The organism is Actinomyces sp. 2119, from assembly GCF_003591215.1.
GTDB classification, from domain to species: Bacteria; Actinomycetota; Actinomycetes; order Actinomycetales; family Actinomycetaceae; genus Actinomyces; species Actinomyces lilanjuaniae.
This window is the reverse complement of record NZ_QYRR01000005.1, coordinates 119,666-133,348: the sequence shown is the minus strand read 5'-3', so window position 1 is coordinate 133,348 and position 13,683 is coordinate 119,666. Positions and strand designations below refer to the sequence as shown.

Genomic DNA, 13,683 nt, shown 5'->3' with positions numbered 1-13,683 from the left:
CGGCGCCCGCCGCGACGCGCCCGACGCGCGGCACACACCGCACCCGCACATGCCCGCACGCCGCACCCCCGAACCTCGCAGACAGGGAGCCGACCGCATCATGGAGATCCAGACACTGCGCTACTTCCTCGCGGTCGCGCGCGAGGAGAACATGACCCGGGCCGCCGGAGCGCTCCACGTCACGCAGCCCACGCTGTCCAAGCAGGTGAGGTCGCTGGAGCGCGAGCTGGGGCACAAGCTGTTCACCCGGCACTCCTTCAGCATCGAGCTGACGGAGGAGGGCAGGCTCCTGCGCGAGCGCGCCACCGACCTCGTCCGCATGGCGGACCGTATCGAGACCGAGTTCCGTGGCCTGGACGACGTCACCGGCGGTGACCTGCACCTGGGCCTGGCCGAGTCCTGGCAGGTCAGCATCCTCGCCCAGGAGATCAGCCACCTCAGGAGGCACTGCCCCCGCCTGCGCTATCACGTCACCAGCGGCGGCACCGCACAGGTCACCGACAGCCTTGACCGCGGGCTGCTCGACTTCGCCGCGCTCGTCGAGCCGCCGGACGCCACCAGGTACGGGAGCCTTCCCCTGCCGGTCATCGACGTGTGGGGGGTCGTCATGCGCAGCGACAGCACCCTGGCAGCCAAGGAGGCCGTCACCGTCGAGGATCTGGTCGGCCTGCCGCTGCTGTGCTCCGAGCAGTCCTGGGAGCGTGACATCCCGGGCTGGGCCGGGGAGCGCATGGGGGAGCTCACCCTGGAGGGGACCTTCCAGCTGGCCTACAACGGCGCCGTCTTCGCCCGGGCGGGGCTGGGCTACCTGCTCGCCTTCGACCACCTGGTAGACACCAGCCCGTCCAGCGGCCTCACCTTCCGCCCGCTGAAGCCCACGCTGACCTCACACATGTACCTCATCTGGCGCCGGGAACAGGTCCTCTCGCCCATCGCGCAACGCTTCCTGGCCCAGGTGCGCTCCTCGCTCGGGGGCTTGCAGGACCCCCAGGATCCCACAGCCACCGGTCACGCCCCGGCGGAGCGGTAGTAGAGCACCGCAACCTGGGTGCGGTTGCGCAGCCCGAGCTTTGCCAGCACCGCGCTGATGTGGTTGCGCACGGTGCCCTCGCTCATGAACAGCCGCCCAGCCACCTCGGCGTTGTCCAGGCCCTCGGACAGCGCCTCGACCACCTCGTACTCGCGCTCGGTCAGCGAGGCGAAGACCGCTGACCGCTCCCCGTATCCCCGGGGCTGGGGCGCCCGCAGGGAGCCTGTCGGCGCCTCCATGGTTTCCCCCATGGTCGCCCCCATGGTCGCGGTACGCTCCAGGACCTGGCCCTCCATGACGGTCAGCCCAGCCATGACGCTGCGCAGGGCCGGGGCCACCTGGGCCACGTCCTGCTTGATGAGGTAGCCGCGCGCGCCCATCCGCAGCGCCCGCACGATGTAGTCGTCGTCGGAGAAGGTGGTGAGGAAGACGATGCGGGCCTGCCTGTCATGCTCCAGGACCTGCTCCGCCGCGCTCAGCCCGTCACCGCCGGGCATGCGGATGTCCATGAGCAGGATGTCGGGCTGGTGGCGGGCGTACCCGGCCACGGCCTGCGGGCCGCTGCCGCCCTGGCCGACGACCTCGATATCGTCTTCCGCCGACAGGATCGTGGCCAAGGAGCTGGCGACGATGGCGTCGTCGTCAACAATGAGCACCCTCATGCGTCCCCCTTCGGGATGGTGGCGAAGACCGTGAACCTCGGGGAGGGGGTGACACGCAGGACTCCCCCCAGCATCTCGACCCGCTCCCTCATGGAGCGCAGGCCCATGCCCACGGGATCGGGACGGGCGGACCGGCCCGGCACCGCGCCATCGTTGCTGATAGTGACCTGCCAGAACGCCGGGTACTCGGCCAGGGCGACCCGGGCGGAGTCGGCTGCGCCGTGGCGCACGGCGTTGGTCAGCGCCTCCCGGGTCACCGCCAGCAGGCAGTGGGAGACGTCGGTGGGCGGGGCCTGGTCCAGCAGGCAGCTGACCGCGACGTCCTTGATGCCACAGCGCAGCCCCAGCAGGTTGAGGGCCGTGGGCAGGTCCTCGCCCTCCTCGGACAGGGCGTGCACGCTGCGCCGCACGGAGCCCAGCGCCTCCTCAAGAGTGGCACCCACCTCCTCCAGCTGCGACGGCAGGGTGGGGTGGTCACGGTGGAGCACCTGGAGCGCCCTGACCCTCAGGGTGAGGCGGGTCAGCAGGTGCCCCACCGTGTCGTGGATGTCGCGGGCGATCCTGGTGCGCTCTGACAGGGCGGCCGCCCGCACCTCGTGGTCCTGGGCCTCCAGAAGGCGGGCGTTGGTGCGCTCCAGGGCGACCACCTTGACCTGCAGGTCGTCCCGCAGACGGTACAAGTGACCCCGGGTCAGGTCCCCTTGCGCGGTGCGCACACCCAGGAGCACCGCCACGGCGCACAGGACGGCCGCCAGGACCACAGCCGTCGGCGGCAGCCGCGCCCCTGTCGCTGCCGCCAGCACAGGCCCCCCGCACAGCAGGAGCAGCCAGGTGCCGCCTGCCCGTAGGGTGGTGGAACGGGCCAGGTCGTAGGCGGCCAGGGGCGCGCCGAGCACGGACTCCGGCGACAGGCAGCCCGCCACCAGGTAGGCAGCCGGGGCGACGACGGCCCCGCGCCTGCCCTCCACCAGGACGCACAGGCTGCTCAGCACCACCGCCACCAGCACCCAGACGACCCGGACGACACCGGGTACGCCGACCACCAGCATCAGGGCGGTGCAGCCACCCAGGACGATGCTCTTGTCCACCAGTGGTCCCACAGGACGATTATCCGGCATATCTCGGCAGGCCGTCCTGGCACAGGGCCGGAAGGCGCCTACACGGGAAGCACCGACGAAACCGTTCCGTGACAGATGTCATGGGACGACCCTGGACCCGTGACAGCGCTCAGCTGTGCGGGCTGACAGGCCTGCGCCACCATGGCGAGCAGACACAGACCGGAGCAGACGCAACGGGCAGGAGACCCGCCGACAAGGACCTCGAAGGAGACGAGATGCCTGACATGACAGCTGACGCCTCCAGCACCTCCCCGGGGGCAGCAAGCAGCACGGCCTCGGCTCCCGGCACCACTGCCGGTACCGCCGCTACCGCCAGCACCGGCAGTGTCGGCAGCGCAGTAGCGGTGGAGGGCCTGGTCAAGCGCTACGGGGACCTGGTCGCGGTGGACAACCTGACGCTGCGGATCGCCTCGGGTGAGATCTTCGGACTGCTGGGGCCCAACGGCTCGGGCAAGACCACCACGATCAGCTGCATCCTCCAGCTCCTGACTCGCGACCGCGGCGAGATCAGCGTCCTGGGGCAGCCGATGAGGGCCACCTCCTACGACCTCAAGCGCCGCATCGGCATCGTCCCCCAGGAGGTCGCCGTCTTCGACGAGCTCACGGTAAGGGAGAACATCGACGCCTTCTGCGCCCTCTACGTCCCCGGCCGCAGGCAGCGCCGGGCCCTGGTGGAGGAGGCCATCGACTTCGTCGACCTGGGTCGCTTTGCGGGATTCCGGCCCGCCAGGCTTTCCGGAGGCCTGCTGCGCAGGCTCAACATCGCCTGCGGTATCGCCCACAGGCCTGAGCTCATCATCCTCGACGAGCCGACGGTAGCGGTGGACCCCCAGAGCCGCAACGCCATCCTCGACGGCATCAGGGACCTCAACCGGCAGGGGGCGACCATCATCTACACCAGCCACTACATGGAGGAGGTGGAGCAGCTGTGCACCCGGATCATGATCGTCGACGGCGGCAAGGAGGTCGCCAGCGGCACCACCAGCGAGCTGAAGTCGATGATCGGGGTCGGTGAGCGCATCCGCGTTGAGGTAGTCGCCCCCGAGGCCCCTGGGGAGGAGGCCCTCGAGCAGGTGCGCCGCCTGGGCCACGTGCGCTCCGCGGCCTGGCAGGCTCCCGAGCTGCTCGTCGAGTGCGCCCCCGGCGCCCACAACCTCTCCGACGTCATGGAGGTGCTGGCAGCGCAGGAGGTCACCTGCGGGCGCGTCACCTCCGAGCCGCCCACGCTCAACGACGTCTTCCTGGAGATGACCGGGCGTGCCCTGCGCGACGAGGCCGCCTGAGGAGCCCGTGATGTCAGTGGTGTCTGCTATGTCTGCGTTGTTCAAGGCGGTGTGGTGATGTCAGCGGTGTCAGAGGTCGTGACGATCGGCGCCTACCAGGCGCTGCGCCTGGTCCGCGACAGGGTGCTGCTGCTGTGGACGCTGGGGCTGCCTGTCATCCTGTCACTCATCTTCTCCAGCATGTTCTCCGGCATGGACGAGCTCTACCAGGCCGACCCCGTCGAGCTGGGGGTGGTCCTGGATGAGCCCTACCGCGACGCGGAGGGGCTGGAGGAGGTGGTCACTGCCGTCTCCTCCCAGGACGGGGAGATGCACCTGGTCAACACCCACCCCGTGTCCTCCCCCGCTGAGGCGGAGGACGCGGCCCTAGAGGGGGAGACGATCGGCTACCTGGCCGTGGAGGACGGCGAGCCGGTCCTCCACGTCTCTCCCGCCAGCAGCGACGAGGCGACAGTCCCCGTGCTGCGGGCTGTCCTGGAGTCCTACCTGAGCACCAGGGCCGAGTACGCCGCGCTCACCGCCCAGGGGCTCGGCCCCGAGCAGATGGCGGCCACCCAGGTGTCGCGGACCCACACCCAGGAGGTCCAGGTCACCCAGGAGCCCGCGGACCCGCAGGTGCGCTTCTACTACGCCCTGCTCGCCTTCGCCTGCGGCACGGGGGCGGCTGTCTCCGTCATCGCCGCCCAGGGGGTCGTGGCAACGTCCTCACCGCTGGGTGCCCGCCGCAGCCTGGCGGGGAGCGCCCGGTGGAGGGTGGTGCTGGGGACGCTGGCCGGCTCGTGGGTGTGCATCGTCGCCTGCCTGCTTATCGCCTTCTACGTCATCCGGGCGGTGGCCGACATCAGCTTCGGGCCGAGCATCTGGCTGTGCCACGTGGCCATCGCCGTGGCCAGCCTCATGACCTGCGCCGCCGGGGCCGCCCTGGGCACGGTGCGTAGCATGAGCCTGGGGATCGTCTCCGGTATCGTGGCCCTGCTGTCGCTGCTCACCGGGCTGTACGGTCCCGGCGCGCAGCAGCTGGCCGACACCGTGGAGCAGTCCGCCCCCCTGCTTGCCCAGGCCAACCCCCTGTGGCAGATTGCGCACAGCTTCTTTGCGCTGCTCTACTACGACAGCCTTGAGCCCTTCGCCCGCTGCTGTGCCGTTATGGGGGGTATGACCCTCCTGTTCCTGGCCGTCGCGCTGGTGCGCATGAGGAGGCTGAGCCATGAGCATCTTTAGGACGTCACTGCGTATCGTCGCCGCGCACCGACTGTACGTCCTGGTCTACCTGGTCCTGCTGAGCATGCTGGGCCTGCTCACTGCCGCAGTCGCCTCCAGCTCGCAGGAGGACGGTCAGGTCGTCGAGGAGGATCCCGCCGTCGCCGTCATCGACCGGGACGGCTCCACCATCTCCCAGGGGCTCACCAGCTACGTGGAGTCCCAGGGGGACACCGTCTCCCTAGAGGACACCAGGAGGGCGCTCCAGGACGCCGCCGCCCAGGACCGGGTCCAGTACGTCCTCATCATCCCCGAGGGATACGGAGAGGAGCTCGTCGCCGCAGCCCAGGAGGGACAGGACCCCCCGGTGCTGGACACCGTGGTCAGCTACCAGTCCGCAACGGGCTCGCGCGTGGACGTGCGCTCCAGCGCCTTCCTGGACCAGGTCTACGACCACCTGTCGCTGTCGGGGGCCACCGCCCAGGAGGCGGTCACGCTGGCGCGCGAGGCAGTGGACCAGTCCGTACGGGCCGAGGTGATCAGCGTGGCCTCCCCGTCCCTGCCGGAACGCTTCAGGGTCTTCGCCGAGTTCTCCCTCTACCCGCTGTTCGCCTTCGGCCTGGTGTCCGTCTCCACGCTCATGCTGGCGCTGAGCCGCCGGCCGGTGCGCTCGCGCCTGGCCTCCGCCCCGACCAGCGGGGTCGTGCGCAGCCTTGGCGTCATGGCGACCTGCCTCATGGTTGGCACCGTGGGGTGGCTGTGGGTCCTCGGCCTGGGCACGGTGGCCTTCACCGGCGCGGACGCGGCAGACTCGGCGCTGCCCCTGGGACTGGTGGGCCTGGCGCTGTTCTCCTACATGCTCTTCTCCGTTGCGGTCGGGTTCCTCCTGGGCCAGCTGGGGGCGGGCCGCAACGTGGCCAACGCCGTGGCGAACATCCTCGGTATGGTGCTCACGTTCCTGTCGGGGGCGTGGATGCCGCTGGAGTACATGCCTGACGCGCTGGCGCCACTGACCAGGATCACGCCCAGCTACTGGGTGGACCAGGTGATTCAGACGGCGTCTACCGCGCCCTCGCTCAACAGCGACACCATCACGACGATGGTGAGCCAGTGCGCGGTGTGCGCCCTGTTCGCCCTGGCCGTCTTCAGCGCCGGGGTCGCCGTGGGGCGGCCCCGGGCCAGGTCCTCCCTGTAGCCCTTGCGGTGAGGGCACACTTGGGCGCATGACCACGCGTGACCTCACCGAGCTGTTGGAGTCGATCGGTGCGGGCGACGGGCGCCTGGTGCACCTGGAGCACGTCCCGGCTCGCCCTGGGCGCCAGGCCGACTGGCCCGCCTGGGCCGACACCGACCTGGTGGCCGCCTACCACCGCACCGGCATCACCCGCCCCTGGACCCACCAGGTGGAGGCCGCTGAGGCGCTGCACGCCGGGCACCACACGGTCCTGGCCACGGGCACCGGCTCCGGCAAGTCCCTGGCCGCCTGGCTGCCCGCCCTCAGCGACGTCCTGACGGCACAGGCGGAGCACCCGGCCCCGGACGGCAGCCAACCGCGTGGGGGAGGCCGTGAGAACGTCCGGGAGAAGGGGCGAGAGAGGGTCTCTGCCCTGCGGCAGCGGCCCGCCGTCATGTACCTGGCCCCCACCAAGGCCCTGGCTGCCGACCAGGCTGCGGGCCTGGAGCGCCTGGTCGCCGCGCTGGAGGCCGTCCAGGCGGAGCACTGTCAGGAGTGCTGCCACAAGCGCCGCCAGGAGCCCCTCCCCAAGCACAGCCACGAGCGCGACCACGAGCACAGCCGACCCGCTGGTGCCGGGAGTACCGGTCCCGCCGTCGGGCTGCGCACGGTGCGCACCGGCACCTGCGACGGGGACACGCCGATGGCCGAGCGGGACTGGGTACGCGCCCACGCCGACGTCGTGCTGACTAACCCGGACTTCCTCCACTTCTCCCTCCTACCCGGCCACGAGCGCTGGACCCGCCTGCTACGGGGCCTGCGCTACGTCGTCGTCGACGAGTGCCATGCCTACCGGGGCGTGCTGGGGGCGCACGTGGCGCTGGTGCTGCGGCGGCTCCTGCGCCTGGTGCGTCGGCTGCGGCCCGACGGCCCCCAGCCGGTGGTCCTGTGCGCCTCGGCGACCGCCGCCGAGCCCGCCCTGACCGCCGCCCGGCTCATCGGGACGGAGCCGAGCGAGGTCGTCACGGTCAGCAAGGACGGCGCCCCGGCAGGGCAGCGCAGCCTGGCCCTGTGGCAGCCTGCCCTGCGTGACCCGTGGGTGGTGGCTGCCCCAGCCGATCCAGGCGGCCCGGCAGCCCTCACTGACCTCTCCGGTCTTTCCGGCCCCGGCGGCCCGGCTGGCCTCAGCGACCCGGCGGCCCTTACCGATCCCGAGGACACGACAGCCCGGCGCTCGGCGCTGGTGGAGGCCTCCGAGCTGACAGTGGACCTGCTCAGCGTGGGGGCCCGGGTGCTGGTCTTTGTCCGCTCCCGCCGCAGCGCGGAGATCGTGGCCGAGCGCACCCGTCACACTCTGGGGCTGTCCCTGCCTGAGCTGGCGGGCACAGTGGCCGCCTACCGTGGCGGCTACCTGCCGGAGGAGCGCCGCGCCCTGGAGACGGACCTGCGCCGCGGGCGTCTGCGCGCCCTGGCCACCACCAGCGCCCTGGAGCTGGGGATCGACGTCACCGACCTGGACGCGGTGGTCATCGCCGGGTGGCCGGGTACCCGCACGTCGCTGAGCCAGCAGGCGGGCCGGGCCGGGCGGGCCGGCGGGCGCGGCCTGGCTGTCCTCATCGCCTCCGACAACCCCCTGGACGCCTACCTGGTCCACCACCCTGAGGCGGTCTTCGCCTCCCCGGAGGCCACCGTCTTCGACCCGGCCAACCCCTACGTGCTGGCCCCGCACCTGTGCGCGGCGGCCTCGGAGTCCCCACTGAGGCAGGAGGACCTGGCCCTGTTCGGCCTGGCTGACGAATCCCTGCTGGTCGAGCTGGAGGAGCGCGGCGCCCTGCGGCGGCGCCCCACCGGGTGGTTCTGGAACGTGACCCTGCCCGGACGGCCGCAGGACCTCACCTCCCTGCGCGGGGACGGCCCGCCAGCCGTCCCCGTGGTGGAGACGGGCACGGGGACGGTCGTCGGCACCGTGGACGGCGCGGCGGCGGACTCCACCGTGCACGAGGGGGCCGTCTACGTGCACCAGGGGACGGTGTACGTGGTGGAGGAGCTCACCGAGGAGGCGGCCTTCGTACGCCAGCAGGCGGCGGTCGGCTACCGTACCCGGGCCCGCTCGCGCACCAGCGTGCGCATCCTGGCCGAGCGTGAGCGCCAGGAGTGGGTGGTGCCGCAGGATGGCGGGCAGCCGGAGGACGGGCTGCCGGGTGGACGCAAGGAGTCGGAGGCGCCCGCCGTCGCCTGGTCCTTCGGCTCGGTGGAGGTCACCAGCCAGGTGACCGGCTACAGCAGGCTGGCGCTACCCGGCATGGAGGTGGTCTCCCAGCACCCGCTGGACATGCCCGAGCGCGTGCTGCCCACCGCCGCCACCTGGTGGACGCTGCCCCGAGAGCTCTGCGAGAGCGCGGGGCTGGGAGACGACGTGCTGCCCGGGGCGCTGCACGCCGCCGAGCACGCTGCCATCGGGATCCTGCCTCTGGTGGCGACCTGTGACCGCTGGGACATCGGCGGGCTGTCCACGGCGCTGCACCCCCAGACGGCGCAGCCCACCGTCTTCGTCCACGACGGCCACGCCGGAGGGGCCGGGTTCGCCGAGCGCGGGTATCGAGCCGGACGGCAGTGGCTGGCCGCGACCCTGGGCGTCATCGAGCAGTGCGGGTGCACCAACGGCTGCCCCAGCTGCGTCCAGTCCCCCAAGTGCGGCAACAACAACGAGCCCCTGGACAAGCAAGGGGCCGCCGCCCTGCTGAGGCTGCTGGTGCAGGCCGCGCCCCCCGAAGGCGATGCAGCAAAGGACCATGCAGCACGGTAGCAGCACGGTAGTGGCCCTCGCCTCTGTCGCACTACGGCCTGCTCCCGAGAAGGAGCAGGCCTCAGCTGAGGAGAAGGAGGGGCGCAGCCCAGCAGGCCACGTCCCGTCAGACAACGACGGCGGGCTGCGAATACCGGGCCGCGAATACCGGGCGGCGAATACGGTAAGCCGGGCATGAGAACCTGGAACCAGCTCCTGCGGGCAGGGCCGGGGCACGGCAGGAGACGGGTCCACGGCAAGCGGGGCAAGCGGCCCCAGGGGAGGCCTGTGCGGGCCTCCCAGCCGCTAGCAGCCCGGTCTAGAGTCATGCTCGAGCACCCGATCAGGGGAACCGCCCGGCGCTGCGGCACAAGCGGACCCGGCACAGCGCCGAACAGGGCACCACGCTCCGCCCTCTCCCAGACAGGAGAACCCATGAGCACCACAACACACCCCATTACCATCACCCTGGGCAGCTCCCTCCTCGCAGCCACCCTGGACGACTCCCCAGCCAGCCGCTCCCTGCTGCGCCAGCTGCCCGTCACAGTGTCCTTCTCCGACTACGCCGGGCAGGAGATCCTGGCCGCCCTGCCCGAGGCACTGGACGTGACCGGGATGTCAGCCGCTGCGCCCCAGGCTGGCGACATCGCCTGGTACACACCCAACAAGGTACTCGTCCTGGCCTACTCCTCAGTGGGGCACTGGCCGGGCCTGTACGTCATCGGGCGCATCAGTGGAGACACCACCAGGACCGCCAGCACGCTCAGGAGCATGACGGGACCGGTTGAGGCGGTTATTAGGCGGGCCCGGGGGCGGTGAAGGCCTCGGCTCAGGCTTGCCGCTATCCGCCTGGCAGACGGGGCGGAGACGCCCTGCCAGCACCGAGGGCATTCAGCCTGGGCAGGCAGGATCTGAGGTCCTTTCCGTGGCGTGCATCCATGATGTGCCGCTTGTCGGGACCTTGCGCACCAGGACGCCTGGCGATAGAGTGCACACGACTGATTCCCAGTAAGCCGCACCGTGCTTGTGCGGACGAAGGCTCCACCGGCTTGCCGGTCCCGCTGCCCGGCCCCTCCGGGGTCGGGCAGCTTTCATATTCTCACACGGTTTCCCTGCGAGAACTTACGGGGACGTGATAGGAACTCCCCATGGCAACGAGGCACATCAACGTGGGGATCGACGTCGGCTCGCACTCGGTCGGCCTGGCCGCTATCGAGGTCGACGGGAACGGTGTTCCCACCCGGGTCCTGTCCGCCCTGTCCCACATCCACGACTCAGGCCTGGACAAGGACGGGGCCAAGAACGCGTTGACCCGCCGCAACACCTCCGGTGCGGCCCGGCGCACCAGACGGCTCATACGCAGGCGGCGTCGGCGTCTGAAGAACCTCGACGACACCCTGCAACGCCTTGGCTACCCGGTCCCAGACTACGGGGACGACAAGGACCCTTACCTTATCTGGCGGGTACGCGCCGAGCTTGCCGATCACCCCCTTCCCGAGGAGGCGCGTCGCCCTGCCATCGCCATGGCGGTGCGTCACATCGCCCGTCACCGCGGGTGGCGCAACCCTTACACCAAGGCGGAGTCGCTGCTTGAGCCCGCGCCGGACTCCTCCTTCATGGAGGCGGTGCGGAACCGGATTACCGAGCGCACAGGCGAGATCCTGGAGGACGGGCTGACTCCCGGCCAGATCATGCAGCAGGTCGCGCTGACAAGGCGCCTTCCCATGCGGGGACAGACAGGGCTGCTCGGAAAGATCCACCAGAGCGATAACGCCAATGAGATCCGCCGGATCTGCGCGGTGCAGGGCGTCAGCGACGAGGACTGTCGGGCCATCATCCTGGCTGTCTTCGCAGCGGAGTCCCCACGTGGTTCGGCCGTCGGCCGGGTCGGCCGCGATCCTCTACCGGGCCAGGAGGCGCTGCCACGCGCGCCGAAGTGTGACCCCGAGTTCCAGCGGTACCGGATTATCTCCATCACGGCCAACCTCAGAATCCACGACAACGGTGAGGCCCGGCCCCTGAGCGCGGACGAGCGCCGTCGTGTCGTTAGCTTCCTGCTCGGGTCATCCACAGACGATCCTGGCTGGGACGACGTCTCCGACCTGCTTGGCATCGCCCGCCAGGACCTGCACGGCACCGCCCGGCTCACTGCCGACGGCGAGCGCTCTGCCGCCCGGCCCCCGATCGACGCCACCGACCGGGTCGTGCGCAAGTGCCCGATCAAGGCACTGCAGTCCTGGTGGGCTGAGGCTGACACCGAGCGCCGCAGCGCGATGGTCCACCAGCTCTACGAGGCGACCGAGGACTCGGAGTGCGCCGAGTTCCTATCCTCGTTGTCAGAGAAGGAGCAAGGGGCGCTGGACAAGGTCCACCTCCCGGTCGGCCGGGCCGCCTACTCCCGCGACTCGCTCACACGGCTCAACGAGCACATGCTCACCACGACCGATGACCTGCACGAGGCGCGCAAGGCCGTCTTCGGTGTTGACGACGAGTGGGTCCCGCCAGCCGAGCCAATTGGCACCCCGGTGGGGAACCCGGCGGTGGACCGCACGGTCAAGGTCGTCGCACGCTTCCTCAACGCGGTCAAGGACGTGTACGGCGTCCCGGAACGTATCCAGGTGGAGCACGTGCGTGACGGCTTCGTGAGCGAGCGCATGGCGCGCGAGATCGACCTGGAGAATAAACGGCGCTTTGAGCAGAACCAGAGGACGATCGCCCAGATTCATGAGGCGCTGGGACGCGGGGGTGAGGTGCGCAGGTCAGACGTCATCCGGTACGAGGCGATCACGCTGCAGGACAGCAAGTGCCTGTACTGCGGGAACCCCATCGGGTACGACGATGCGGAGCTCGACCATATTGTCCCTCAGGCGGGCACAGGATCCAACAACCACCGTGAGAACCTCGTTGCCGTGTGCGGACCCTGCAACCAGCAGAAGTCAAAGAAGATCTTCTCAGAGTGGGCCGCGTCCTGCGACAGGCCTGGGGTGAGCGTAGAGGCCGCCGTCAAGCGTGTCAGGGCGTGGAGGAACCAACCGGAATCAATGGACCGCACAGAGCTGAGCCGCCTGAAGAAAGATGTCATCACACGCCTGCGCCGCACCCGGGAGGACCCGCCGATCGACGAGCGGAGCATGGAGTCCGTGGCCTGGATGGCCAATGAGCTGCGGCACCGGATTGCTGCCGCGTTCCCCGAGCCTCGCACCCAGGTCGCCGTGTACCGGGGCAGCGCGACTGCGGCGGCGCGGCGTGCCGCTGGCATCGACTCGCGCGTCAACCTCCTTGGGGAGAAGGGGAGAAAGGACCGCCTGGACCGCAGGCACCACGCTGTGGACGCGGCTGTCGTCGCCCTCATGCGCCCGGGGATCGCCAAGACCCTGGCCGAGCGCTCCAGCCTGCGCTGGGAGCAGCTCTATAGGAGGGAGAATCAGACCTGGCGGGACAATGCATGGCTGAGCCCAGAAGCCAGGGAGAAGTTCGAGCAGTGGAAGAACTCAATGCTCCGGCTCGTCGAGCTGCTGAACGCGGCACTGGCGGAGGACACGATCTATGTGACGGAGAATATACGTCTGCGCCTGGGGGACGGCGCGGCCCACGACGACACCATTCGCTCGCTCGGCCGGGTCCGCCTGGGGGACGGCCTCACTGCGGCGCAGGTTGACCGGGCCTCCTCGGAGGCGCTGTGGTGTGCGCTGACGCGCCAGCCCGACTATGACCAGAAGAAGGGGCTCCCGGCCGATCCGCAACGGGTGATACGGGTCCACGGCACACCTGTCAGGGCTGAGGAGCAGGTCACGGTCTTCACCAAGAACAAGAAGTCAGGCAGCCCCACCGAGAAGCCCTTTGCGGCCATCCCGGTGCGCGGCGGGTACGCAGAGATCAGCTCAACGATCCACCACGCCCGCATCTACCGCATTGAGGGAAGGAAGCCCGCCTACGCCATGCTGCGGGTCTTCTCCTACGACCTCCAGCGGCACCGCACTGAGAACCTCTTTGCCGTGGAGGTCCTGCCCCAGTCGATCTCCATGCGCTGCGCCGAGCCCAAGCTCCGGGCAGCGCTGAGGAACCATACGGCCACCTACCTGGGGTGGGTCGTTGTTGGCGACGAGCTCGAGGTCCCCATGTCCGGCTTCAGCAGCAAGGGAAAGATCGGAGATTTCCTTGTGGAGTACCCAGACACCCGCCGGTGGCGAGTCCACGGGTTCTACAGCGAGACACGACTGAGACTGCGCCCCTCCCAGATAGCCGCTGAGGGGCTCCCCGACGACGCCCCCGATGCCGTGCACAAGACGCTCGGTACCCCAGGCTGGGTCATCGCTGTCAACGCGCTGGGCGCGTCGCACCCACGAGTGGTCCGCCGTGACACCCTGGGGCGCCCCCGCACAGCGAGCACAGCGGGGCTGCCGGTGTCGTGGCGCATCGAGTAGGCGGCCT

General features: G+C 70.1%; 9 protein-coding genes. 7 read left to right on the top strand and 2 right to left on the bottom strand.

Going from position 1 to position 13,683, the window contains the following annotated elements:
- Positions 1-100: 100 nt before the first annotated feature.
- Positions 101-1,030 carry a LysR family transcriptional regulator gene (locus tag D4740_RS07380; protein WP_119836303.1) on the top strand — a complete coding sequence of 310 codons (930 nt, stop codon included), beginning with the start codon at positions 101-103 and terminating at the stop codon, positions 1,028-1,030.
- On the opposite strand, the gene D4740_RS07375 is transcribed toward D4740_RS07380, so the two are convergent.
- Positions 1,009-1,692: a response regulator transcription factor gene (locus D4740_RS07375; protein WP_119836302.1), complete on the bottom strand. Its 684-nt coding sequence runs from the start codon at positions 1,690-1,692 to the stop codon at positions 1,009-1,011. The genes D4740_RS07380 and D4740_RS07375 overlap by 22 nt on opposite strands.
- On the bottom strand, positions 1,689-2,792 hold the full coding sequence (locus D4740_RS07370; protein WP_259390721.1) for a sensor histidine kinase: 1,104 nt from the start codon (positions 2,790-2,792) through the stop codon (positions 1,689-1,691). Before D4740_RS07370 ends, D4740_RS07375 begins: the two co-directional genes overlap by 4 nt.
- 242 nt (positions 2,793-3,034) lie before the next feature.
- Between D4740_RS07370 and D4740_RS07365 the strand changes: the two genes are divergently transcribed.
- From D4740_RS07365 to cas9, 6 genes are all read left to right on the top strand, one after another.
- The gene (locus D4740_RS07365; protein WP_119836426.1) at positions 3,035-4,093 is read left to right on the top strand and encodes an ABC transporter ATP-binding protein; all 1,059 of its coding nucleotides are present in this window, start codon (positions 3,035-3,037) and stop codon (positions 4,091-4,093) included.
- Positions 4,094-4,150: 57 nt separating this feature from the next.
- Positions 4,151-5,314 carry an ABC transporter permease gene (locus tag D4740_RS07360; RefSeq protein WP_119836300.1) on the top strand — a complete coding sequence of 388 codons (1,164 nt, stop codon included), beginning with the start codon at positions 4,151-4,153 and terminating at the stop codon, positions 5,312-5,314.
- Complete coding sequence (locus tag D4740_RS07355; protein ID WP_119836299.1) at positions 5,301-6,488, top strand: ABC transporter permease; 1,188 nt, start codon at positions 5,301-5,303, stop codon at positions 6,486-6,488. The genes D4740_RS07360 and D4740_RS07355 overlap by 14 nt, the downstream gene beginning before the upstream one ends.
- Positions 6,489-6,516: 28 nt before the next feature.
- Positions 6,517-9,273: a DEAD/DEAH box helicase gene (locus tag D4740_RS07350; protein WP_119836298.1), complete on the top strand. Its 2,757-nt coding sequence runs from the start codon at positions 6,517-6,519 to the stop codon at positions 9,271-9,273.
- Positions 9,274-9,687: 414 nt separating this feature from the next.
- Positions 9,688-10,071: a cyclophilin-like fold protein gene (locus D4740_RS12885; RefSeq protein WP_182911365.1), complete on the top strand. Its 384-nt coding sequence runs from the start codon at positions 9,688-9,690 to the stop codon at positions 10,069-10,071.
- Between the two features lie 329 nt (positions 10,072-10,400).
- Positions 10,401-13,676, top strand: coding sequence for a type II CRISPR RNA-guided endonuclease Cas9 (gene cas9 / locus D4740_RS07340; RefSeq protein ID WP_119836296.1), 3,276 nt, complete (start codon positions 10,401-10,403; stop codon positions 13,674-13,676).
- Positions 13,677-13,683: the final 7 nt, after the last annotated feature.